The organism is Leptospiraceae bacterium (genome assembly GCA_016708435.1).
Lineage (GTDB): Bacteria > Spirochaetota > Leptospiria > Leptospirales > Leptospiraceae > UBA2033.
Map to the genome: position 1 here is coordinate 104,166 of JADJFV010000008.1, position 23,617 is coordinate 127,782.

The window sequence follows — 23,617 nt, forward strand, 5'->3', positions numbered from 1 at the left end:
ACCACTCTTGTTTATTATTACTTTTGCCAGTTTTTTTACTGTTTGAAAAAGCTGAGTTATTGTATATCGAATAATTTTTTTTATGAATGGAAATCTATTTAGATTTTATTTTATCGATGCAAGTTTCGAGGACTTTGTTTAAATGCATTTGATCTCGGATAAAGGCAATCTTAGGCCAGGTTGCGAGTTCACCTTTGTGAATGTATTCTTCAAATTCTTCTTGTGTAGGATTGGATACAATTTTTGCGACAGAGGAAAGAGTCATCGGATAATAGATGTTAATGTCACCTCGATATTCTTGGTCAATCATAGATCTTGCCTTGTCTACAATTGACAACCAAGGCATTTTTTCGGAGAGTCCAACTCCTATATCCATAAATTTAAGAAGTTGTGTTTGTAGAGTTGAGGCAATTAAATCTTCGACAAATGGTAATAAGCCGTTTTTCTTTTCTTCGTTTAGAAATGGAATTACATGTGGGTTTGCTTGCGATACAATAGAGCGACTAACATTGTGTAGCCGTATGATTCTCTGCATAGGAATATCTAAGTGAACTGAGCCATCAATCCATTTTTCCGATTCCATATAAGGAACCGTATTTCCATTTTTATTTTTTGCCCGAAGTACAACGGGTGGAAAAATTCCAGGGATAGCACAGGAAGCTAAAGCGCTTTGTTCGATTAGTAAATTTGGTGTGGTTAAATGATTTAATACTCTCGGTCTTTGACGTTTTCTTGTAGCAGATACGGAAATATTTAATACTCTTCCTGTTTTTTCAAATGCTTCTTTAAATGTATAATCTCCGATGTTACTGTGGATATGCTCCATTAGCTGCTTCGGATCCATTACTGAACCTTGATTAAAAATTTCCCCAGTTTCGTGCACTTTGATTGCTACTCGATGAATCTTTTTTGGATTTGCAAAAAAAATTGTTAGCTCTTCGTCTGTCTTACTGCAAGCAGCCGCGGCTATGATTGCTCCCATGCTGGAACCAGAAATAATTCTAGGCAATAATCCTTGTTCTAATAGAGCTTTTACGACTCCTAAGTGATAGATTCCAAACGAAGCGCCTCCGCTGAGCATAAGTGCTGTATTCCCGTGGATTCGATTTCCTTCTTGGAAGATTTTTAATTTATCATTGTCCGTAATTCCCGTAAAGGTATGATCGCAAATAAAATTAATCGAATCTTCAATCTCGCGAAAGTATTCAGAGATGATAAACTTAGTTCCAGAGTAAGCTTCTGTATACAACTGAGGAGAGTTTAATTCCCATGAATGCCTGGAAAGGCTTTCTTGGACAACACCGATTAGCCGCTGCCCATCTCCCGAAGCGCGTAATTCTTGCATGGTATTAATATGCTCACGAAGTAGCTGTGAATGGAAAATGTCAGACTCATCAAGCTTTCGCCAGGACATTTTATCTTCTGACTCATCAATTAGTTCTGCTATCGCAAGCCATTCGTTATAGCTTTCTGCTTTTGTTAAATCTTCTTCGGTCTTTTGTGGCATATAGCGATTTGCCTACTGAATCTTTCTAATTGCATTATTGCCCGTATCGAATACGTATAGATTTAAACCGTCAGACGTAATACCTCTCGGAGATTTGAATCTTGCAACGGTATATGTAGTCGAATTTGTGTAGCCTGAGTTGCTTGCAGAGGCTAATGTCTGTCCAGCTAATGTCGTCACAACACCGTCAGGCACTGTAATCTTTCTTATATTATGATTGCCTGTATCTGCAATATACAGATTAGTTCCATCAGTAGTCATTCCTTCTAAATCTCTAAATTTTGATCCACCGCCAGTTCCATCTGCATAACCTGCGCTACTTCCAACAAAGGATGAAAGCACCCAGGTTCCAATCGTAGTTTTTAAAATTTCATCAGCACCTGAATCTGCCAAGTAAAGATCCGAACAATGATTGTCATATTGCGTGGAGGTTAAGCTAGTCCTGATTGTGGTAATTGTAGAAACTGTATCCATTAGCAAGATCAATTTGTCTCAATCTGTTTGAAGGCTATTGTTCAAGAACATACAAAATATTATTGTATACCACTATTCCTCTTGGATCATTCAGAAGAGTAGAACTTGTAACAATCGTTTTCACAACTCCAGTGGTGATATGGACTCTACGAACACAATCGTTGTTATAGTCTGATAGATAAAGATAAGTTCCATCTGTAGTTAAAAATCTTGGATTATCAAGCTTAGCCGCAGTTCCAGTTCCATCTAGGGAACCTTGCGTTCCAGTTCCAGCCAATGTAGTCGTCACACCTGTCGCAATAACTACTTTGCGGATTCGATGATTGTATCTATCTGCTACATATAGATTTGTTCCATCCGTTGTTAAACCTTCGCCACCGTTGTATTTTACTGAATCAGGTGTGGCAGAATCAGCGTATCCGCTTACTCCAGTGCATCCAGAAGTATCCGCAGCACAAGGAGATCCGTTTAACGTAGTCACTCCCCCAGTTAAGGTAAGGGGATTTACAACTGTCCCGCTTAGTAATTCTCCTTTAGTGCAGGTTATGTCAACGTTAGTTATATTTGCTCCTGCGAGAGTGCCGGAGTCATTTGCAAGCACACAGATTTGATTCGTTGGTTGTGTCAGTATACTAACCGCATAAGTTGTCTTATCCGCAATGCTTGTTTTAAATGTATAGGAACCGTTAGCCGAAATAGTTAGGTCATCGCCTCCGTTGTTTTGGATAGTAAACGATTTCCCTGAGGCAAGTTGCGTAACAGTTCCTCCTATTGTATAGTTTGTAACAGTAGTAGGTGTTGGTGTAGAAGTAGAGGAGCCTGCCGAAACTAAAGGGAGCATTGCTTTGATCTGCGGAGAATCGTTAAGTTTGCAAGAGGATACAAATGTCAGCATAAATACTAGAAATAATTGTAACTGCAAATGGATTAATCGCAGAATGTTGCTGTTATTTTTATAAGTATTTTTTGTATTCATGGCTTTATTTTGAGAAATTCCCAAGCATTCTCGAATGATTAATCAAAAACTAATCTCATTTCTCGACTCTAGTTTATTTATACATATTCCATTTTTAAAATGTCAAGGCTTATTCATTTATCTGCAAAGTTTCTTTTCAACTAAATATGACAATGATTTTCGATATAATCTTACGCTTTTAAAAAAAAATGAATCATGAATGTTGTTATACTTTTTAAATGGTATACTAGTGGCTTTTCTTCTGCTTTTGTATTAGGTATTGGATTATTCGTTAAGAAAATAGGAATTGTAAATTGCAATTAAAGGAAGAGAAGTTTACCCAAAATTCATTTCTTCCGAAGATGGGACTATGAAACAAATTCCCTGTAATTCCTGTGGTGCAACTTTTTTTAAACATCTATTTCAAAAGAAAAGTAGTAAGGATGAAACCTTTCAAATTGTAAAATGTCAAACTTGCGGATTAGTCCAAGTAAACCCTCAGCCTTCTATGGAAGAAGTTGCAAAGTATTACTCTGATGATTATTTTACGAAAAGGACAGACAGGGGTTATGATAATTATTACTCAGATAAAATTCGATCGGAAATAGAAAGAGTTTTTAGATTAAACTTAGAGGACTTGGACTTTTTTGAATGGGTGAAAACTCTTTCCAAAACGAAACGAACGATTGATATTGGTTGTGCGGCAGGTTATTTTGTAAATTTTATGAAGAGTCAGGGCTGGGAGGCAGAAGGAATCGAAATTGCTGAAGGACCGGTTCGTTTTGCAAGGGAAGTTTTACAGTTACCGATAACTAAGGCAGATTTCTTAAATTGGGATAATGAAGTGAAAAAAAAATTTGAACTCATTACTCTTTGGGCTTCTATTGAGCATTTGCACAAACCTAAGGAAACTCTCGAAAAGATTTATTCCCATCTTGAACCGGGTGGTAGAATGATATTATCCACTTGTCGTTATGGAATCCTTGCTTGGATAACCGGTATTAACTGGAGATATATGAACGTTCCGGAACATCTTTATTATTATTCATTGAAAGGAATTATTAAAGAATGCGAAAGGATTGGGTTTAAAAAGATTTCATCAATTACTTATGGAAGTGGAATGACTGCACGTAAGAATTCCTCATTCTTCTACAGAACCGTCAAGAAATTTATGGATTGGTTTGTAAAATGGACGAATCAAGGCGATATGATGGCAATCCAATTTGAAAAATAGATCGACTTAATCATTTCATATAGGTTTTTGTAATTGTGAGCGCGTATATACAAAAAATTAAAGCTGAGTTTTTTCCAATTCGAATTTTGGATAAGTATTTATTTTCCGAATTCTTTTATACCTTCATTGGAACCGTTGTTATGCTTGTGGGGATTTTAATTATCTCGCAGGTGATGGATAATATGAAGACATTCATTGCTTCTAAAGAGTCCACTCTGCATATTTACCTTTTTCTTTTTTATAATCTTCCGAAAATGGCAACGCTCGTCTTACCTATGGCGCTTATGTTTTCCGTGTGCTTCGTAGTTGGTCAATTTAGCACAAACAAAGAATTGGTCGCAGCTATGGCGGCTGGCGTTTCATTCTATCGAATCGTGACTCCTATTTTTGTTTTCGGTGGGTTCATGTGGATATTCATGCTGTTATTGAGTGAAGTAGTGGTTCGCCCTTTCAATACTTTAGCGGCTTACGAGTATTCACTCATACAAAAAGGTGTTGGAACGAAAACAGACTTAGTCTATCAACTTCATATCAAAGGTAAAGAAGGATTCTATTATGTATATTGGTATGATGCTCCGACTAAATCAGTTCGCGGTGGGTTTAATTACATTAAACTCAATCAGAAAAATTTAGCGGAATATGTTATTTCTGCGCAGAATGCAAAGTATAACGAGACGGAGAAGAACTGGAAGCTTGAAAAGATTGAAGAAATCTACTTTGATGAAAAGATGAAGGTTCAAAGTTATACACGCTACAATGAAAAGATTTATAATTTTCCTGAGTCAGCGGATTATTTCTCTAAGCCGCGTAAGAAAGTAGAGGAAATGAACTTATTTGAATTATCCGCAGAAATTGAAGTCAGAAAAAACAAAGGAGTTCCGTTTTCTGACTTAGAAGTAGAGCGTCATGCGATATTTGCAGTTCCCATTATGTGTTTGATTGTTGTAATTATTGGAGCAATCGCAGGGGCTTACACGACGAAATCTGCAGGTGTAATGTCTTTGGGTATTAGTGTAGGCGTTGTTTTCTTGTATTACATTATGTATTCAACTGGAAAGTCATTGGGGGAAAATGGGGGTATACCGCCGTGGGTGGCGGTATGGTCTACTTCCATTTTCTTTTTTGGTGTATCTTATTTCTTGTATAAGAAATTTAATCTTTGATTAAGCGCTCTACGTTTCTTTGAGAAACATGTGTTACGGGGGGTTGTGACTTCTTGATGCTATTTAGTTTGTCAGCATAATTATCAGATCCGTGTCCTAAGCCAATGGATTGAATGTTTTCGGATTCAATTTCTACTGTCCTAATTTGCTCGGTTACAAATCTTTTGTGTGCATTTATTTTTTCGACTAACTGTTGCTTTTCTTGCACGAGTTCATCGATTGATTCAGTGAACAAAGGTGTTGTGCCAAATAAAATACTAGAGAACTCAGAAGGTTGAATGCTTTCCTTTTCTAGAATTCCCAGTTTAGCTTGCTCTCTTGATAATTCATTTTGTAGCTTGCTAAGTTTACTTTGCAGCACATGGTATTTTGCCTGAATCGATGTGCTAAATACTGTTGACTCTGTCTGAGGAGTCATGTCGGATAATATTGTTTTGTCTTTGCGGTCTGACGCATTTTTATTTTTGATAATGTTGTCTACAGACGAGATGAAAGTTCCAATTGTTAAATTCATTTTTTTCTCCTGGATCTAAAAATATTCTCCTAAATATTTAGAGATACACCTATCTAACTCATCGGCAAACTTACAGATTCCGCAGAATTTTTTTTAAAAAAAAATAAGAATTAGGAGTTTTCTGTTATTTGCCCCTTTTTTATGAATGTTTTTTTGGGAATAATGAATACTATGTCCTTTAACGGGGATTTACCATGAATGTAGATTGGGATCGAATAAACTCATTTATCGACGAAGAGAATGCGGAAGAACAAGAATGGCTCAAGGACATGATCGTAACACTCATATCTAGCTTTGAAGAGCGGCTAATCGAATTAGACGCAATTATGTCTAAAAAGGACAATGTCGGTCTAATCGCTATACTTCACCAGATGAAGGGGATAGCGTCAAACTTTGGATTGGAAAGACTTAGGCAAATCATCTCAGCCGCAGAAGTATTTGCTAAAGCGAATAATACAGATTCTGCTCTCAGGGAAGTATTCAAATTATCCCCGATTTGGGCTGATACCAAGGCAGAGTTAAAAACAAAATTAGACATCTAAAAAAAAGACTATTTATGTAATCGCTTAGTGCAAGGTGAGTTATGTAGTATTAGGAAACTATTTTTAACTCTTTAAATAAAATAGGATTTGTTTTGATTATGTATAAAATTCTCTGCGCCGGTCCCTGTGGAATATTTCTTCCTGATTCCCAGGCTTCCACTGTTTTTTTAGAAACTCCTAACGCTTTTGCAAAAAGATTTTGAGAAAGATTAATTTTTTTGCGGATAATCTTGATTTCATCCTTCTTATAGCTAGTCAAGGGCATAATCGACATTTTGTGCTCTACTACGGAGAGTTTATTTCCCTTCGCGTGAGCTAATGCCTGATTTAATCCTTTGATAATACTTGAGCTGATCTCGGTCGATGTTCTATTTTTTTCTTTTGCTTTTTTCATTGCCTGATCCTGTCACCTCGAACAGCTTCATCGTGAGAGTTCTATCTTGCTTCCCACGATACGATTTTGTTCCAGCGTCTTCGCATACTATCGTTATATTGCCAGATAGATTTCTCACACCACCCATTGGCTTAGTCTTAAATCCAACCGCAAAGCGGTGTTCGAAATTGCTAATTCGAATTCCACCACTCTTGCCCATCCCCGGCAAAGCCCATCTCATTTTTCGTAAACCTCCCGTTCCAGAAATAACTTTTCCATATTGCGGGTTTACTATTAAAAATGTTTCTAATTCTCTTAAATCCCCATCGTCAAATCCAATGCCTTTCCATAAAGTATCGAATTCCTTCAGTGAAAAAAAAATTCTTGTCACAAAAATACTCTATCCTACTCAGTAGGGTTGAGTCAAGTTTAATTTTCTGGATCACTTTGTTTCCCATTTAGAAAGGGATACTTCTTTAATGCATTTTCAAAATCAAGTCTAGTCTTGAATGGCCAAAATTCGAAATCGCCAGTTTGTTTGAAAAGTTCAAATTCTTCTTCTCTTTTCAATCTTAAATTCTTAGAATGTTTTCCTAAAGTTAGAAAATTTTTGATAATATCTTTAAAGGTGATAACGGGAATTGATGCTTTAAAATAATCCCATTGGTATTCCTGTTCAGAATGCAAAAATAAAATAATCCGCGCAACTTCTTTCATTTCTTCATCGGAAAGTTTATACTTTTTAATCATTTTATGAAAATGCACATCGCTATACAAGCACCAAGAATATTCCAGAATTGGTCTCATCGTTCCATCATCAACGGAGCATTCTTTTGCTCTGTAATATTGTTCAGGGAGCCAACCATAAGTTACATCATCAGCAAGCCTATCTTCAAATTCTTGATTCCAAATTTGTCCAGTACATAAGTGTCTCAAATGCATTGCTAGTTTTTGACGTCTTTCATTGTCTATCATAACGAATCATCTCTTGTATAAAATTGTATTTCCATTGTTTAGAAATTTAGTCAACTTTAAATATTATCATGTAGCTAAAGTCCATTTACCCCTATCTTCGTGCTTGCACTGAGCTTGTCGAATGTGTCAGCGATCGACTCGTCGTCAATAATTTTTGCATAAAAATTATTGACGGTAGAGGAGAGCGCGACCTGCGATTTATTGCGATTAAAGTCGCAGGGGACACCCGAAATTATTATCTGCACAAATTGACATGCTGGATAGAAAATATAACATCGGTGCACTCGGTGTTCATCGGTGGTATTCTTTTAAAGTGTTCTCTGTGGCAATTTTTTAACTAGAATTCCTACCCCTTTCAAAAATCTTGGATGCAAAAGGAATTATATATGATAAAAATCTTTGGAGTGCATAAATCATTTGGAAGTCAGTTGTTATTTGATGACTTGAGTGTGGCAGTAAATCGTGGGGAAAAAGTAGGATTAGTCGGAAGAAATGGTCACGGCAAATCGACGTTATTCCAAATGATTTTAGGAAACGTTGAGCCCGATAAGGGAACCGTTCAAATTCCAAAGAATTATAAAATTGGTCATCTAGATCAGCACTTGAAATTTACAAAACCAACCGTGCTAGAAGAATGCTCTCTCGGTCTTCCTGAAGGCGAAGAATATGAAACATGGCAAGTCGAGAAAATTCTTTTTGGTCTTGGATTTTCAGAAGCGGATATGGAGAGAAGCCCAAATGATTTTTCTGGTGGTTACCAGATTCGAATGAACCTTGCAAAACTTTTAGTATCAAGACCAGACATGCTAATGCTCGACGAGCCAAATAACTATCTCGATATCGTAACGATTCGTTGGCTTGAAGAATTTTTACGCGAATGGGAAGGGGAGATAATCCTTGTTACCCACGATAGAAGTTTTATGGATGCAGTCGTTTCACACGTTGTTGCCATTCACCGCACCAAAGCGATTAAAGTTCAGGGAGATACAGAAAAATTATACACTCAGATCAATGAAGCAGAAGAGCTTTATGAAAAGACCCGTCTCAATGAAGCCAAGAAACGCAAGCAAGAAGAAATCTTCATTGCCAAGTTTAAGGCTAAAGCAAGTTTTGCGAGCCGCACCCAGTCCCGTGTGAAGAAACTTGAGAAACAGGGTGAGATGAAAGCGTTAGACGTAATAGAAGATTTGGATTTATTTTTTAATGCTGCTCCCTTTGGGGCTAGTCAGATGTTATCCTCTGATGGAATTTCTTTTTCTTATACCGGAAAAGCTCCTTTCTTAGTGGAAGATTTTACACTCAGCGTAGGCAAGAGAGATAGAATTTGTATCATCGGTAAAAACGGAAAAGGAAAATCTACACTTCTAAAAGTTCTTGCCGGCGAATTACAGCCAGTATCCGGCACAGTCAACAAGCATCCATCTCTAAAAGAAGGCTACTTCGGACAAACCAACAAGCTAGACATGGATGATAGCAATACGGTTGTAGAAGAAATCAAAAGTGCAGATAAATCCTGCACAGAAAGCATTGCTCGCAATATCGCAGGTGGTCTTATGTTCTCGGGAGACACTGCCTTAAAGAAAATAAAAGTTCTTTCGGGTGGAGAAAAAAGTCGTGTGCTCTTAGGGAAAATCCTTGTTACCCCCTCAAACTTATTATTTCTCGATGAGCCAACCAATCACTTGGACATGCAATCGTGCGATTCTTTAATTGAAGCAATTGACCAGTTTGATGGTTCTGTAATCATGGTTTCCCACAACGAAATGCATTTGCGAGCCGTTGCCACAAAGCTAATCGTATTTGATAAAAATACAATTAGCATATATGACGGTGGATACGATGACTTCTTAACTGATGTTGGTTGGTCAGACGAAGATATCTAAAAAATCCCTTTCCATTTTAGAAGTCCTGCAATTCCAAGCACTGGCAGTCCATAAAAAAGATTTTCCGGTGTTTTAGAAATTGCTTGAAAGTATGATTCATTCGAAAGAGAAATTTTAAAGGATTTTTCTTTCGCATAACGTCTTTCGTGTTCCTGAAATAATACAGGCCAGCCGGATGGAAGGATATATAGCAGCTTATCTAGATTATCCCGCCAAGTATCGCCTAACTCTTCTAACCAATAAGGATCTTTTCCGTATTCTTCCACAGCCATATCTAGTTCTGTTTGCATTTGAAATTGAACCGTATCTCGCAAGAAATGAATTTCTTTTTTCTTTAATTTTTCAATCGGCTTATCAGTCATTTCATAAACCTTAATCGTCTTTCCCCGGAAATAGGTAAGCTTAGAAGGCATTCCAAAATAATAAATCCAGGGTTGCAATGCGACTAACGGTGTGATAGGTCCTACCGGTAAAAATGGAATTCCAATTTTATTCACAAGCTTATTAAGTTCATCGTTTCGATAACTATAAGGATTGATGTATTCGCCATTAACCACTGACACAGGAACAATATCCGTTTTATACTTGATTGCCATTCGAATAAAAGAGCTAGAAAATTGTTGTAGTTGGTATCGTTTGTCAAAACCTTTTCCGATTCCTGCAATTCCTTCTGGATAGATTAATACATTAGAATCTTTCAAATTCATCATCGTATCAAAATTTTCCAGAGTTGCGTCTACTCCGCCGACTCTCCTCCAAAAATCATCTACAAAATAAGGCTGCATATAACGGGAAGCGGATAACGCAGGAGCAGTGAGTGCTCTGAGAGAATTCTTGATTTGAAAGTTATTCTTTTGAAAAATTCTACCTACAAAAATAATTGCATCCCAGGGAAAAGTCATTCCGGAGTGATTCGAAATATAGATCACCGGCGAATCGGGATTATTCCTTTCCGGAACTGTTTCAAAATTGATTAGTCTGGAACGAAAATAATATTTATCAATGGGATCTAAGATATTGATCGCCATGCTTTTGAGATAATCAAAATCAAAGTGTTTGTTGATTGCGTCGAGGTTGGAAGGATTTGACTCCGAGCTATTCAATGTTTTCTTTAAGTGTATATCCATGGCTCAGTCCTTTAAATAATTAAATTTGATATAATCAAAATCAGCTAGCGACAACTCTTCATTAAACGCTATATTAAGTGAAGTAGCGAAATTAAGATTCTTTCCGATTTTTAAAAGATGTTTGCGATTACTGCTTAGAGGTTTTGATGTTCTTACAGTGCCATCTTTTTCAAAGGTTCGGTCTTTAATTATAAACGAAATTTTAATTTTGTCACCCACTGAGTGTTTTAGAATCGACATAGCCATGACTCCGCCGGTTCCAATATTTTGTATGTAACAGTCTTTTTCTATCTCACCATTTTCATTTTTAAAATCGCTGAATGCTTCAAGCGAGAATCGCGGGGCTTTTCTTTTTTCTGAAAAATTATTTGCCATATATGTAGTCCTTGTATTCCGATTATCAATCGACAATGGAATCTAAGTTACAACCTAGAAAATAAGTTTAAAAATTGCAAGATAAATAGAAAAATTTATTCGATTCAAATTCTTGGTTTGTGCAGTGTTGATTTTAAATATCAGTTTTTAATTGTATCGGATCGGTTGATAAATGACTTATCCGATATAGTATTATATTTTCTTGACTCTGTATCGGATAGGCATAATTTTGACCTATCCGATACGATACAATATGAAACCAAAATTACTCAAAAGTCTACTTGGTAAGAAAAAAGAATTAGATAAATACCGACCTCTAGATAAAGCAATTGTAGACAAATTACGAGAACAGTTTTTGGTTGAATGGACATACAATTCCAATGCCATTGAAGGAAATACTCTTACGTTACAAGAAACCGAGCTAGTTTTAAGAAATGGAATTACCATTGGAAATAAAAGTCTGCGGGAACATTTTGAAGTAATTAATCACAAAGCAGGAATTGATTTTATTTACAATACAATCAAAAAGAAAACCAAATTAAGTAAAACTTTAATTCTAAATTTGCATGAATTGATTCTTACAAAGATAGATGATGAGAACGCGGGAGTTTTTAGGAGAACACAGGTTCGAATTTTAGGCTCAAGGCATATTCCGCCTAATCCTCTAAAGATTAACTCACTCATTGAAGACATGGTCGGTTGGTATTACGAGCATTATCCGCAGATGTCTGTTCCAGAGCTTGCCGCCTGGGTTCATTTTAAGTTTGTCCATATTCACCCCTTTATCGATGGGAATGGAAGAACAGCAAGGCTTATCATGAATTTGATTCTAATGCAACATGGTTATCCGCCGGCAGTAATTTTACATCTAGACAGAAAAAAATACTACCGAGTATTAAGAGAAGCAGATTCAGATAAATTTGATTCGTATATGGATTTTATTGGGAGGTCAATTGAGAGATCTCTCATTATTTATTTACAAGCGGTTACTCCCGTTAAGCCGAAGTCGAAGCAGGGATATATTTCTTTAAGTGAGGCAACAAAGTATTGCGATTATTCGATGGAGTATCTCTCACTACTTGCTAGAAAAGGAAGATTACCCGCAGTCAAATTAAATCGAAATTGGATGACTACGCGTGAGGCGGTAGAGAATTATATAGCAGAACTAGGAAAATAGAGTTGTATTTGACTTATAGACTTAGTTAAAAAAACAATACGATAGAGAATAAATGTCATGGTGAGTTTGTCGAATTCAATCTCTATCAAATAAACCCGTTCGACAGGCACAGGGTGACATTTTTACCCAATTCATAATTAAGGAAATTAAAATGAAATTTTTTCTTACGATTTTATTAACTCTATTTAGCTACTGTTCTTCCGTGCAAGTTGTAGACAAGACTGCAGATACCGTTCCCGGATTTACTCCTATTAAAGATAATGAATTAGCAAACCGTTATGCGCCACTTCTCGCGATAGGCTCAGAGCATGGTGATCCATTTGCAATTTATTACAGAGCTAGCAAGGATTTAGAGGGTAACACGCATATAACCTATCATTACTTTTGGGAAAAGGAAGAAAATACTCATTCAGGAACGGGACCTTTTTTTAGTAGGAACATTTACACCGGAGGTATTAAATTACAAAAGACTATGTTTGGTAAAGGAGACATTGAACAAGTTTCTTTTATCATTGACTCTTATGGGCGAATAGGGCAAGTCGAGTATGAAACAGCGGAAGACTATGACCCGAGCAAATTCGGAGTAAAGCATAAAACAATACTTAGAAAAGAGCAACATAAAGAGCCTGTCGTTTTTAAAGTAATGTCATGGAATCATCTATTTGATTTTGTGGGGGATAATGCCGGTAATTCGTCTGATTACCTTCGTATAACACCTGTTTATTTCAATCAAAAGCTTTGGGAAGAATATGAAATGGTAAAAGAGAAAGAATCTTTCTTAAGTAGAAGTCGAGCACATAAACCTTATGAAATAGAATTTGTAGAATAAGGCTAATTAATAGTAGCCCATGTCGCTCATAAAAGAAAAAGGAATTGTTGTATCGAGTAAGTTAGTAGGAGAAGCAGATGCACTCATTACTCTTCTTGGAGAATCGGGCAGTAAAGCAAAGTATAGGCTCAAAGGAATTAAAAAAAGTAAGAACCGTCCGATTATAGCCAGTGAGACGGGGTCTTATATTAGCATTGATTTTTATTTGCATAAGAATGAAGAAATTCACAATGTAAAAGAAGTGAGTATCATAGAGCGATTTGAAAATCCTAAAGCGACTTACGAGGGTTATCTGCTAGTTACCTATTTTTGTGAATTGATAGATACCGTTTTACCGAATGGAGATTCTCACGCTAAATGTTTTGAGCTTTTTTATGCTGCGATGCTTGCGTTAAATGCTGGTAAGTTTCAACCCTTGATCCTACCTTTTTTTAAACTCAGACTTTTATCTTTATTAGGAATCGTTTCAAAAGACTTTACTTGCTCTATATGTGATGAGCCAGTTCTTACAAAGAACTCCGCATCCCTTCAATACATGAATTTGGAGATGACTTGCGGAGATTGTCATCCTCCTAATAAAAACCAGATACTTTCGATTAGACTCATGGATAAGATTTTTAAAAATCGCTTTGCTGTATTATCACAAGAAGAAATTTCTATTGCAGTTATTGTAGAGCTAGATCAAATTTTAAATGATTATTTACGAGCGTATTTGAATGTTACCTTAAAGACATTCGATTTATTATATAAGTCTATGGGGACGAGTTATGAAATTCACTATTAAAACATTGATTCTTTTGACGTTATTGGCTGTGGTATTCGGATTTTTCTTGCGTCTTGCAGATCTAAACGAATACGAGATTCTAAAACCAGAAGTCGTCAGCTATGACAGTGAGCGTTCGAGCTGGGGAATAATTATGGATGTCAAAAAGGAAACCTTTAAAAATATAGAAAAGAATTGGCAGAAGAAGCATACCTATGAAAGAAAATGAAACCCTAAAAAATTTAGTTTTAAATGAACTCGAATCCGTAGTATCAAAATTTACTCCACCTGACTTACTTTCAAAAGTAAAAAGTCCGAGTCGAATACTCTCGCAATGAAAAATTCGGTGATTACTCAACTCCTTTTCTTTTGGAGAACAAAGACTTGTTAGGCGACGCGAAGGAAAATTCAGAAAGGTTCTTAGAGTTATTTAAAAATGTAAAATTATTTTCCAAAGTGGACTTTACTCCACCGGGGTTTATTAATTTTAGAATAGAAGATTCTCATTTACTAAATTACATCCATTCTTTTATCGAAGCGAATAATAATCTTTTTGCGCAAGTAGACGAAAAAGAAAAAATCATTTTTGAGTTCGTAAGTGCAAATCCTACAGGACCGCTTAATATTGTATCTGCAAGAGCGGCGGCTACAGGGGATACTATCTGTAATCTTCTTACAACTTTAGGTCATACAGTGCATAGAGAATTTTATGTGAATGATTACGGCAATCAGGTTTTTCTTTTGGGGGTATCCTGTCTTTCTCGATTGAGAGAGCATTTAACCGGTGTTAGTCTCAGTTTTCAAGAAGAAGGAGATACTTCTTCTTTAGAGACTTTACTTGAAAAAAATATTCTGCCAGGCGAAGGTTATCGCGGCGAATACATTAAAGAAATCGCAATTCAAATCTACTCTGATACAAACAAGAAATCCATAATTGATGAATTATTAAAATCAAAAAACTACCAGTCTCTAGCAGAAAAATTTGCAGTATGGGCAGTGGAGAGAAATTTACAAACTCAAAAAGAAGACTTAATTTCTTTTGGAGTCAATTTCGATCTTTTCTACAGCGAGAAATCTCTTCATGAGAGTAATAGCGTATTAACTGTAATGGATAACTTAAAGAAGTCAGGTGATATTAAAGAAGAAGACGGAAAACAGGTATTTACCTCAACTAAGTATGGAGATGACAAGGACAGAGTTGTGGTTAGAGATGATGGTCGTCCTACCTATTTGCTTGCCGACATTGCCTATCACAAAACAAAGATAGATAGAGGATTCAATCAAATCATAAATATCTGGGGTCCGGATCATCATGGATACATCGCAAGACTTCGAGGAGCAATGATCTCGCTTGGTTTTTCTGAATCTAGATTTAAAGTATTGATCTCACAACAAGTAAATTTAATTTCCAAAGGTGAGAAGCAAAAGATGAGTAAACGCCTGGGGCAATTTCAAACAATGAAAGATTTGCTAGAATTTTTGGGCGAGAGTGCAAAGGATGTGGGGCGGTATTTCTTTATTATGCGCTCGCTAGAATCTCCTCTGGACTTTGACTTGGATTTGGCAAAAGAAGAGTCTGACAAAAATCCTGTGTTTTACATCCAGTATGCGCACGCAAGAATTCATTCCATTTTTCGTGAGACAGGAAAAGAATTTAGTTTTGAAAATCTAAAGTCTTTATCCCTTACAGAAGAAAGAAGGGGATTATTATTCTGGGTGGCTCGTTTTCCAGAAGAAGTATTGGATGCAGGAAAAAATAAAGAGCCTCATCGAGTAGCGAATTATCTACAAAATCTAAGCAAAGCGTTTACACGTTTTTATGGAGCAAAAGATAATAAACTAAAAGATTGCGATGAAAAAACTCGTCTTGGTCTAGCTTTCATTTGTAAATCGGCGTCTATTACTATCAAAGAAGGATTAGACATTTTAGGAATAAGTTCGCCTGAAAAAATGGAAAGGAGCGCATAATGCTGAGTATTCATATTTTATCAACAGGAACAGAAATTACTTCTGGTAAAAGTGTTGATACAAATTCAACTTGGATCGCAAACGAATTAACAGGACTTGGTTTTTCAATTTCTAAGTTTCTTACCCTACCCGATAAGCCACTCATTATAGAAGAAGAAATTCGAACTATCATGAGTAGAAGTGGTGAGAATCTAATTATCATGACAGGTGGTCTCGGAGCGACGGCAGATGATTATACTCTCGATGTAATTTGTAAGATATCCGGCAAACCGGCAGTAACCCACGAGAAGGCATTGGAGAGATTGACTTTTCTTGCGGGGCAGAGAGGAAAGGTTTATCAGGATTTGCTTCCTGTTTCTCGAAGACAGACAACTATTCCTTTAGATTCGAGAGTTCTAGAAAATGATATTGGTCTTGCTCCCGGTTTTTATTTAGAACTAAATGATACGACTCGGTTAGCTGCAATGCCGGGAGTTCCAAAAGAAATGAAGAAAATGTTTTCCGATTATTTACTACCTTTGATGAAAAAAGATTATAATAAAGAAAATATGCAAAGTCGATCTCGCACTATTTGGGGGCTAACGGAGAGTATTTTCGAGGCAACGTTTATTAAGAATAATCAGGAACTAATCAGTGATGGAGTAGAATGGGGTGTAACCGCTAAGCCCGGGCATATTAAGGTCACTTTCAAATCTAACTCTTTTGATAATTTGCGTAAAATCATGGGAAGCATAGATACGGAGTATAAAGATAAAATTGGAGATGATATTTTTTTAGACATTCATTCTATGCTGACTAGTTCGAAGCGAACTGTCTCTACAGCAGAAAGTTGCACCGGTGGGCTCGTTGGAAAAATTCTAACGGATATGTCTGGAGCTTCTGCCTATTATCTTGGATCAGTGGTTGCTTACCACAATGATATTAAACAAAATATTCTGGGAGTAAAAAAGACTACTCTTGATTCAGTAGGAGCGGTTAGTCCGGAGACTGCGGCGGAAATGGCAAATGGAGTTCAACATAAGTTTAATACCAATTATGCGCTATCGGTTACAGGCATTGCCGGACCGACAGGTGCAACCAAAGACAAGAAAGTGGGACTTGTATATATTGGGCTTAAGGCGAACCACGAAGAAGCCAGGGTCTTTAAATATGAGTTTCCTCTGAATCGAGATGTATTTCGGGATTTTGCGGCTAATATTGCTTTGTTTCATCTCTATCAAAAATTAATGCAAGACAATTTGTAATTCTATGAAAATATTCTACTATCTAATCTTTATCACGCTTTTATCTCTGTTGATTTTTGTAAATCTTGGAAATTCCTATACTCCGATTTCTCATGTGCAAGAGAATTGGGCATGGAGCAAAACAGAAGAGATAGGTATGTCAACTGACGCACGTTTTAAGCTGAATCCTATGGAGAGACTCAATGGCTATAAGACTAAGAACGGAGTCTATTTTTTTAGAGCGGGCAAGTTTACCCTCGATGAAAATTCTTACAGTGAGATGCCACTAATAGGAAAAGGGCATTTTTTATATAAGAAAGTTGGAAATTCTGTTCTTTATTATTCAAATGATGGAGAGATCCTTTGGGAAAAGCCTTATAAGAGTTATCCGCGTGTATCGAATAACGGTGAATTGCTCCTATTTGTATCGGGAGACGAAAACCAGGTTTTGATTTCCGATCTAAATGGTAACCCTACCGGAGCCAAGCAAATAGACGGAAGGTTTTTAGCTGATATTGCTTTTCCAGTTATGGCAAATGGAGCATTACTTGTATTTTCCGGTGGAGAGATTGCTTTATTAGATGGAGCGGGGAAAGTCATTTTCCAAAAGAAAGATGAGCCTGGTTCAAAGGATTTTTTATTTTGTAAGAGTGGAGCCATATCGCCTAATGGAAAGTTGGCGCTCGTGCATTACCTTAGAAATGCGAAGGATTTTATTTCGCTGTTGAATGAAAAGGGAGAAATTGTTTCTAGTTTTACATTGGAGAATGTATACGCACATAAAATCTACATGGCAGTCGATGATGATGGAAATATCGCGGTTAATCTGCCCGATCAGATTTCTATCTTTGGAAAGAAGGGAAAGTCTATATTTAAAAAGCAAAAGACAAAGCGTGAAGATATTTATCAAATTGCTTATAGTAGCGGGAGTTTTTTTGCTCTTAGCCTCGAAGACCAAGTTTTATTTATCGGAGCAGATGGAAGTATATTAGGAAAAAGAAATATTTCTATGCCAGCCAGAATGCGACCTTCGGGTGAAAAAGATACTGCGTTCTTAGAAACAAAAGAAGAAATTATTTCATTTAAACTTTTTAAATAAGTCATGCGGGTTGCTTCTACTGATCTAGTTCCATTTTTATGTAAGGCAACGGGAAGATGTTGTATTCATAACCTGGTGATTTTGTCAAGCTTTGATATATTTCGAATTGGAAAGACGTTAGGCGCATCAGCAAAAGAATTATTTGAGAAAAAATTAATTACCTACAGAATTAATCCAGCTAGTTTTTGGATGGAGCCTATTCTAAATTCCAGGACTAATTCTACTTGTCCTTTTCTGTTTAGGGAAGTCGATGCAAACCCGGAACAGTATCTATGCGATATATATGAATCTCGTCCACTGGTCTGTCGAATTTATCCGCTTAAGTATGATAAAGATAATTCTGTCTTTATGCGTTTTCTTCCCGCTGAGCATAGATGCTTTGAATGCATTACAACTGAAAATAATCCTACACTAGAAGATTATCTAAATACATCCAATATAAATGAATTGCTAGAAGAGTTTAATCAATATTTGGCGCTAGTCGATAAGATTTCAGCAAGTGGTATGAATCTGGAAAAAATAAAAAAGAATAAAGCTGCTCAAAAGAAATTTTTCGAAATTCAATCTATTCTCTATGAGACTTATCCAGAGAAAGAAAATACGCATACTTCCCTGCCATTTGAAAAAATAAAAATAAGGATAGAAGAAGTATTGGATAAGAGTGAACGGAAATAAAGTAACTATTACAGTCATTTCGAACGAGCGATTTCCAAGTTTGCGAAAGTGAGAAATCTATCCTCCTTAATGCTATATTACTTTAAGTAAGGTAGACCCCTCATGTTTTTTCCGCACGAGCTAGTCGCTACCTTCGTCTTCGCGTGTTCGGGGTGACAGGGGTAAATCCTAATTATCCCTACTTCTTTTCGTCTTTTTTGAATAACCCTTTTAATTTGTCCTGGGTTTCTTTGTCCTGTGCTTTTTCTTTGATAGTTTCGATTACTTTTTTGCCTTCATCGGTTTCGGCTTTTTCTTTTATCGTGTCGATCAAAGATTTTTCATTGCCTGTAGCATTTGCTTTCTCAGCGGTTGGTTCTGTTGTTTCGGCAGAGGAACAGTAGAGGAAGGTAAGCAAAATGAGAGAAGTATACCATTTCTAGAAAGATTCCAATTAAATAACTTTCACTAAGAGACTCCTGTAAATAAATGATTATTAAATGACTTTTAAAAAATAAAACCAGAAGGCAAGAAATTAAAAAAGTTTAAAGCTAGATTGAATTAGAAAAAGTCCAGGCTTGATTCTTTCGAAATCTTCTTCGTAGTAGAATTCGATGATGGAAAAAGTTTTTTCTGCCTGGGTGAAACAGAAGATATTGATGCTGCCGGGATTTAGGAAAAGAATTTTTCCAGTGAGTTTCACTCCGTAGCCTTTTTGTTTGCCCCAGGAATCTCGGACTTCAACTTTTTCGGATTCAATTAGGTCTTCTTCAAATTCGGATTTGAATTCTTCGACGCAGGATTTGTTGTCCATTGCAGTTCCGTAGACAAAGAGTTGGATATAAGAGTTGCCAGTGCTTTCGATGAGATAACTTTTGAAATCGAGGTTGACTTTATTCTCTTTGTCTTCCTGGTATTCCCAGTTGGAAGGATATTTTAATTCGAATAATTCCTGCTTGATCATCTTTGGATTTGTGATGGCGGGAATTTTTTCTTCCTCAAAAAAAGACTGAATGCGCTTACAGTCCGAACCCAGGCATAGGATAAGTAAGATTAGCCCTAAAAGCTTATGTTTCATGTGATCTTACCGTTTTGGGTTCCGTAGTAAAAGTTGCCACGTTTCTCAATGAGGTTACGAGAAAGTAACCCCTCTGCAATAATGAGAAGACCTGAAACAGCACTTTCTTTTTTTTCTAAGTCTGCGTCTTTTTCTACTGCCATGAGACTGTGGACGTATTCTCTTCGTTTGCCGTCAAGAATTCCAAGCATAGAGCCTACGACTTTTGGATCTCCATGTAAAAAGGCAAGAGCAAGAGTCGATGGTGGGGTTTCATTACAAACATAGAAGAGAGCAAGGTTATCCAAATAGGTTAAGTCTTGAAATTTTGAAAAATGAGAAATATCGGAACCGGACATTTTATTCTTGCTCCTGCACTTTGGTCTTGAGGTATTTGATCAGATAATCACTCTTAGGCGCTTCCCCGGTAGCTTCTTTGATTAAATCCTTTGGATCAAGAATGCGACCATGAGAATATACTTTCTTGGCTAGCCATTTATTCAAGCTAGTTACATCACCACGATTGATGACATCGTCCCAAAAACTTTCATGTGTTGTAAAGAAGTGATGGAATAGTTGCGCCGAATAGATATTACCCAGTGTGTAAGTAGGGAAATAACCGAAGGCTCCGCCACTCCAATGCACGTCTTGAAGGACCCCTTCTGAATCATCGTTGATTGTTAGATCGAAGCTTTCTTTCATTTTTTGATTCCAGACTTCGGGAAGGTCGGAAACTTTAATTTTGCGAGAGATTAAAGCGCGCTCAATTTCAAAACGTAAAATGATGTGAAGATTGTAAGTTACTTGATCTGCTTCTACTCGAATCTTGGATTTATTGACTGAGTTTAGGTGATTGTATAGATCGTTAAAAGGTAGATCATAGTGATAGATGTTAAATTCTTTTAGAAGAATTGGATAAAAATATTCCCAGAAGGCACGGGATCTTCCTACTTGGTTTTCCCAGAGACGACTTTGGGATTCGTGAACGCCTAAAGAAGCTGCAGCAGTCAGGGGAGAGGGGTAATCCTTCATTTGCCCCAAGCCGTATTCATAGAGTGCATGTCCTGTTTCATGCAAGACTCCAAAGATAGACGAAAGAGGATCTGTGATATGGTAACGAGTTGTTATCCGCTTGTCCTTAGAGCCGAGGCTTGTAGAAAATGGATGGACACTTATATCGAGCCGAGAGGCAGTAGGGGGTAATCCTAATAAGCCCGGAAGTTTATCGTTGAATGCTTTTTGTAATTCTACTGGAACTGGCTTTTTAAAAGGAGATGGATACGATTTTCCTTCATTGACGATTGGAATTAAAGAGTTCTTGAGATGAAGAAAAAGATTTTCCAGGTCATGTGACTTTGCACCTGTCTCGTAGCCTTCGAGCAGTGCGTCATAACGCTCGGTGGTATAACCATAGCACTCCGCCATTTCGATAGAGAGCTCTGTGATTTCAGTGAGAGTAGGCTCAAAGGATTTGAAGTCTTTATTTTTTTTTGCGTCAGCCCAAATTCCATGAGCAAGATTTGTAAGCTTTGAAAATCGCTCGACTAGTTCAATGGGAAGTGTGATGGCACGATTTCTATCGCGCTCTAGAATTTCTAATTCCCTTCTGAGAGGTGCAGCTTCGGGAGGATTTTTGGCGATTAGGTTTTTAATATTTTCAATTTGGCGCTTAGATTCATCGCCCGTAAACATTTTGTGCGATAAGGAAGACAACTGCGAAATCTGCTCTGCTCTCTCTTCCCGTCCATCGTCCGGCATCATGACCTCGCTATCCCAATGCAGTAAGCTTAAAATGTCACCAAGACGAGTGTATTCTTTCCAAAAATTTCTATACGATTGTAATTCATTCATCATAAATAAAGAATATTTTTAAAAGCGTTTGGAGAAAACCATTTAATCTTCTTGACAGGAAAAATATATTTAAAAAGATAACATTATTATCTCAATGCGGGCGTGGTGTAACGGTAGCACAATAGCCTTCCAAGCTCTTAGAGAGGGTTCGAGTCCCTTCGCCCGCTAAATTCCCCCTAGATTCCCATATTCCATAATAGGCAAGCAATCTTTCCAGTTGATAATACTTGAATTGGGAAAAGAAATGGAAAAAATTTTTTCTTTTTTTAAAATCCCCAAGTTACGAAATATACTAGCAACGGAGAAGATTTCACAATGATAAAATTATTTTTAACAATTCAATTGGTTTTTCTATTGAGTGGAATTTTGGAAGTATCAAGTCTATTTGCTTTCGACCATTCTCATAAAGCATATGATGTCATTTTGAAAAAGTATGTTGCAAATGGGAAAGTCGCTTATTCGGAGTTAGCCAAAGATCCAAGTCTTAAGTCTTATCTTGATTCTCTTTCTTCTATACCGCAGGCGGATTACAACAGTTATTCGAAAGAACAAAAGCTTTCTTTTCTAATTAACGCATACAATGCATTTACCTTAAAATTAATTCTCGATCATTATCCAATAAAGAGTATTAGAAAAATTGGCTTTCTTCCCGGGGCTGCTTGGAAAAAAAAGTTTTTCAAACTACTAGGAGAAGAAAGAAATTTAGATTGGATTGAACATGAGAAACTTCGAAAAGATTTCGATGAGCCTCGGATTCATTTTACGATCGTTTGTGCTTCTATTGGTTGCCCTCTTTTGGCTAATGAAGCGTATACCCCAGAAAAGTTCGAAAAACAAATGCAAACCGCTTACCTTCTGTTTCTAAATGATGCATCAAAAAATCGGTATGACGTAGCGGCTAATACTCTTTATCTCTCACCTATCTTTGATTGGTTTAAAATAGATTTTACCAGAAAAGGTAGCCTAATTCAATTTGTGCAACCTGCGTATAAAATAAATATTCGAGAAGATGCAAAGATTCTTTATACTGATTATGACTGGAATCTTAACGATAATCCGGCGCGTTGAGTTTTTGTTGAGACTTATTTGGTATGGCTTCGCCAATGGTCTTTTTTGTGTTCAGAGTATAGCTTTGTTGGTGTAGTAGTTTTTTAGTTATTTGCTAGGGCGCGCAAGGGGGGGTTAAAAAATACACAACGACCAAGAGCCCTCAAGTTTTGGTGCATTGTAAAACTCTCCAGTTTTAATTTTCTTTGGATCGGGAAGCATACCTGAATGTGTAATTGCTCTATACATAGAGAGGAGATTTCGGAAATAGGCAGAGAAACTATTCCCATGGGATTTCACTTTCTCTTTGAGATCAGCGATTAAGTGAGCTGGGACGAGTAGAGTTGAGATAGTTTTGTCTCGTTCATTTAGTTTGTCTATTGAAAATGTTTTTTTGTTTTGAAAGGTAATCATATAAGGAATGGGTTCAGAAGTTGAATTTCGTGCGCAAAAAATAACTTTTTCTTTGCGATAGGATTCTTTTTATTTGAGTCTGGTATTAGGCGGGAGTGGATTGAATGGCTAAAAATTCTATTTCGATTGATGATAGAGGAAGAGATGTTGTAAAAAGCGAAAGAGCCCGCGATAGCGATTGTCGCGGAAATGCCGGTTTGGGATAGAAATTTTTTTGTTGATCTAGAAAATCACCGGCATTGGAACAAAAGCGCGGTCGGCCGTAAGCGAGAGGGAATTACTTTTATTCGTTGCATCGAACAATTGCGGATAATGCCGAATCGCCACATAAATCATTTTCCTTTGAATTGGTCAGAGAGAAGGATGCTTTTTTAAATTTGTAACCATTCCAATTGCGATTAAAACGAAAGGGA

General features: G+C 36.8%; 26 protein-coding genes, 1 tRNA gene and 1 pseudogene. 14 read left to right on the forward strand and 14 right to left on the reverse strand.

What is annotated here, in order from left to right:
• Positions 1–94: 94 nt before the first annotated feature.
• From IPH52_13625 to IPH52_13635, 3 genes are read right to left on the reverse strand one after another with little or no spacing between them, the layout of a single operon-like run.
• Positions 95–1,507, reverse strand: a complete 1,413-nt coding sequence (locus tag IPH52_13625; protein MBK7056065.1) for a DUF3336 domain-containing protein — start codon at positions 1,505–1,507, stop codon at positions 95–97.
• A gap of 12 nt (positions 1,508–1,519) precedes the next feature.
• A complete protein-coding gene (locus IPH52_13630) occupies positions 1,520–1,981 on the reverse strand; it encodes a hypothetical protein (GenBank protein ID MBK7056066.1) in 462 nt (153 codons plus the stop codon).
• A gap of 34 nt (positions 1,982–2,015) precedes the next feature.
• Positions 2,016–2,957 carry a hypothetical protein gene (locus tag IPH52_13635; protein ID MBK7056067.1) on the reverse strand — a complete coding sequence of 314 codons (942 nt, stop codon included), beginning with the start codon at positions 2,955–2,957 and terminating at the stop codon, positions 2,016–2,018.
• Positions 2,958–3,306: 349 nt separating this feature from the next.
• Between IPH52_13635 and IPH52_13640 the strand changes: the two genes are divergently transcribed.
• Both IPH52_13640 and IPH52_13645 read left to right on the forward strand, forming a co-directional pair.
• A complete protein-coding gene (locus IPH52_13640; protein ID MBK7056068.1) occupies positions 3,307–4,170 on the forward strand; it encodes a class I SAM-dependent methyltransferase in 864 nt (287 codons plus the stop codon).
• A gap of 32 nt (positions 4,171–4,202) precedes the next feature.
• Positions 4,203–5,333 carry an LptF/LptG family permease gene (locus IPH52_13645; GenBank protein MBK7056069.1) on the forward strand — a complete coding sequence of 377 codons (1,131 nt, stop codon included), beginning with the start codon at positions 4,203–4,205 and terminating at the stop codon, positions 5,331–5,333.
• On the opposite strand, the gene IPH52_13650 is transcribed toward IPH52_13645, so the two are convergent.
• A complete protein-coding gene (locus IPH52_13650) occupies positions 5,323–5,847 on the reverse strand; it encodes a hypothetical protein (GenBank protein MBK7056070.1) in 525 nt (174 codons plus the stop codon). The two genes, IPH52_13645 and IPH52_13650, sit on opposite strands and share 11 nt — an antisense overlap.
• A gap of 194 nt (positions 5,848–6,041) precedes the next feature.
• Here IPH52_13650 and IPH52_13655 point away from each other — a divergent pair, with 194 nt between their 5' ends.
• A complete protein-coding gene (locus IPH52_13655; protein ID MBK7056071.1) occupies positions 6,042–6,389 on the forward strand; it encodes an Hpt domain-containing protein in 348 nt (115 codons plus the stop codon).
• A 49-nt stretch (positions 6,390–6,438) separates the two neighbouring features.
• Here the strand turns inward: IPH52_13655 and IPH52_13660 are convergent, their stop codons facing one another.
• The 3 genes from IPH52_13660 to IPH52_13670 are packed head-to-tail and all read right to left on the reverse strand — an operon-like array spanning position 6,439 to position 7,737.
• Entirely contained in the window at positions 6,439–6,783 is a 345-nt protein-coding gene (locus IPH52_13660; protein ID MBK7056072.1) for a helix-turn-helix domain-containing protein, read from the reverse strand.
• Positions 6,758–7,153: a hypothetical protein gene (locus IPH52_13665; protein ID MBK7056073.1), complete on the reverse strand. Its 396-nt coding sequence runs from the start codon at positions 7,151–7,153 to the stop codon at positions 6,758–6,760. The genes IPH52_13660 and IPH52_13665 overlap by 26 nt, the downstream gene beginning before the upstream one ends.
• A 38-nt stretch (positions 7,154–7,191) precedes the next feature.
• Positions 7,192–7,737, reverse strand: a complete 546-nt coding sequence (locus IPH52_13670; GenBank protein ID MBK7056074.1) for a hypothetical protein — start codon at positions 7,735–7,737, stop codon at positions 7,192–7,194.
• A 386-nt stretch (positions 7,738–8,123) separates the two neighbouring features.
• Here IPH52_13670 and IPH52_13675 point away from each other — a divergent pair, with 386 nt between their 5' ends.
• Positions 8,124–9,620 carry an ABC-F family ATP-binding cassette domain-containing protein gene (locus tag IPH52_13675; protein MBK7056075.1) on the forward strand — a complete coding sequence of 499 codons (1,497 nt, stop codon included), beginning with the start codon at positions 8,124–8,126 and terminating at the stop codon, positions 9,618–9,620.
• Here IPH52_13675 and IPH52_13680 read toward each other — a convergent pair.
• Positions 9,617–10,747 carry a 1-acyl-sn-glycerol-3-phosphate acyltransferase gene (locus IPH52_13680; GenBank protein MBK7056076.1) on the reverse strand — a complete coding sequence of 377 codons (1,131 nt, stop codon included), beginning with the start codon at positions 10,745–10,747 and terminating at the stop codon, positions 9,617–9,619. The two genes, IPH52_13675 and IPH52_13680, sit on opposite strands and share 4 nt — an antisense overlap.
• A gap of 3 nt (positions 10,748–10,750) precedes the next feature.
• Positions 10,751–11,122 carry a hypothetical protein gene (locus IPH52_13685; protein ID MBK7056077.1) on the reverse strand — a complete coding sequence of 124 codons (372 nt, stop codon included), beginning with the start codon at positions 11,120–11,122 and terminating at the stop codon, positions 10,751–10,753.
• A 253-nt stretch (positions 11,123–11,375) separates the two neighbouring features.
• Between IPH52_13685 and IPH52_13690 the strand changes: the two genes are divergently transcribed.
• The 8 genes and pseudogenes from IPH52_13690 (at position 11,376) to IPH52_13725 (ending at position 18,856) form a co-directional block, all read left to right on the forward strand.
• Positions 11,376–12,299: a Fic family protein gene (locus IPH52_13690; protein MBK7056078.1), complete on the forward strand. Its 924-nt coding sequence runs from the start codon at positions 11,376–11,378 to the stop codon at positions 12,297–12,299.
• A gap of 151 nt (positions 12,300–12,450) precedes the next feature.
• On the forward strand, positions 12,451–13,128 hold the full coding sequence (locus IPH52_13695) for a hypothetical protein (GenBank protein ID MBK7056079.1): 678 nt from the start codon (positions 12,451–12,453) through the stop codon (positions 13,126–13,128).
• 19 nt (positions 13,129–13,147) lie between these two features.
• Entirely contained in the window at positions 13,148–13,912 is a 765-nt protein-coding gene (gene recO / locus IPH52_13700) for a DNA repair protein RecO (protein MBK7056080.1), read from the forward strand.
• The gene (locus tag IPH52_13705) at positions 13,896–14,120 is read left to right on the forward strand and encodes a hypothetical protein (GenBank protein ID MBK7056081.1); all 225 of its coding nucleotides are present in this window, start codon (positions 13,896–13,898) and stop codon (positions 14,118–14,120) included. Before recO ends, IPH52_13705 begins: the two co-directional genes overlap by 17 nt.
• Positions 14,107–15,859, forward strand: a pseudogene (locus tag IPH52_13710) (arginine--tRNA ligase). Before IPH52_13705 ends, IPH52_13710 begins: the two are co-directional and overlap by 14 nt.
• Positions 15,859–17,103 carry a CinA family nicotinamide mononucleotide deamidase-related protein gene (locus IPH52_13715; GenBank protein MBK7056082.1) on the forward strand — a complete coding sequence of 415 codons (1,245 nt, stop codon included), beginning with the start codon at positions 15,859–15,861 and terminating at the stop codon, positions 17,101–17,103. Before IPH52_13710 ends, IPH52_13715 begins: the two are co-directional and overlap by 1 nt.
• A gap of 4 nt (positions 17,104–17,107) precedes the next feature.
• Complete coding sequence (locus tag IPH52_13720; protein MBK7056083.1) at positions 17,108–18,181, forward strand: hypothetical protein; 1,074 nt, start codon at positions 17,108–17,110, stop codon at positions 18,179–18,181.
• Positions 18,182–18,184: 3 nt separating this feature from the next.
• Entirely contained in the window at positions 18,185–18,856 is a 672-nt protein-coding gene (locus IPH52_13725) for a YkgJ family cysteine cluster protein (protein ID MBK7056084.1), read from the forward strand.
• A 178-nt stretch (positions 18,857–19,034) separates the two neighbouring features.
• Here the strand turns inward: IPH52_13725 and IPH52_13730 are convergent, their stop codons facing one another.
• From IPH52_13730 to IPH52_13745, 4 genes are all read right to left on the reverse strand, one after another.
• Entirely contained in the window at positions 19,035–19,253 is a 219-nt protein-coding gene (locus tag IPH52_13730; GenBank protein MBK7056085.1) for a hypothetical protein, read from the reverse strand.
• Between the two features lie 117 nt (positions 19,254–19,370).
• On the reverse strand, positions 19,371–19,913 hold the full coding sequence (locus IPH52_13735; GenBank protein MBK7056086.1) for a hypothetical protein: 543 nt from the start codon (positions 19,911–19,913) through the stop codon (positions 19,371–19,373).
• On the reverse strand, positions 19,910–20,251 hold the full coding sequence (locus tag IPH52_13740) for a hypothetical protein (GenBank protein MBK7056087.1): 342 nt from the start codon (positions 20,249–20,251) through the stop codon (positions 19,910–19,912). Before IPH52_13740 ends, IPH52_13735 begins: the two co-directional genes overlap by 4 nt.
• 1 nt (position 20,252) lies before the next feature.
• The gene (locus IPH52_13745; GenBank protein ID MBK7056088.1) at positions 20,253–21,746 is read right to left on the reverse strand and encodes a carboxypeptidase M32; all 1,494 of its coding nucleotides are present in this window, start codon (positions 21,744–21,746) and stop codon (positions 20,253–20,255) included.
• Positions 21,747–21,839: 93 nt separating this feature from the next.
• Between IPH52_13745 and IPH52_13750 the strand changes: the two genes are divergently transcribed.
• Positions 21,840–21,910: transfer RNA gene (locus tag IPH52_13750), tRNA-Gly, on the forward strand.
• Positions 21,911–22,058: 148 nt separating this feature from the next.
• Positions 22,059–22,811, forward strand: a complete 753-nt coding sequence (locus tag IPH52_13755; GenBank protein ID MBK7056089.1) for a DUF547 domain-containing protein — start codon at positions 22,059–22,061, stop codon at positions 22,809–22,811.
• A 114-nt stretch (positions 22,812–22,925) separates the two neighbouring features.
• On the opposite strand, the gene IPH52_13760 is transcribed toward IPH52_13755, so the two are convergent.
• Positions 22,926–23,204, reverse strand: a complete 279-nt coding sequence (locus tag IPH52_13760) for a hypothetical protein (protein MBK7056090.1) — start codon at positions 23,202–23,204, stop codon at positions 22,926–22,928.
• Between the last annotated feature and the right edge of the window lie 413 nt (positions 23,205–23,617).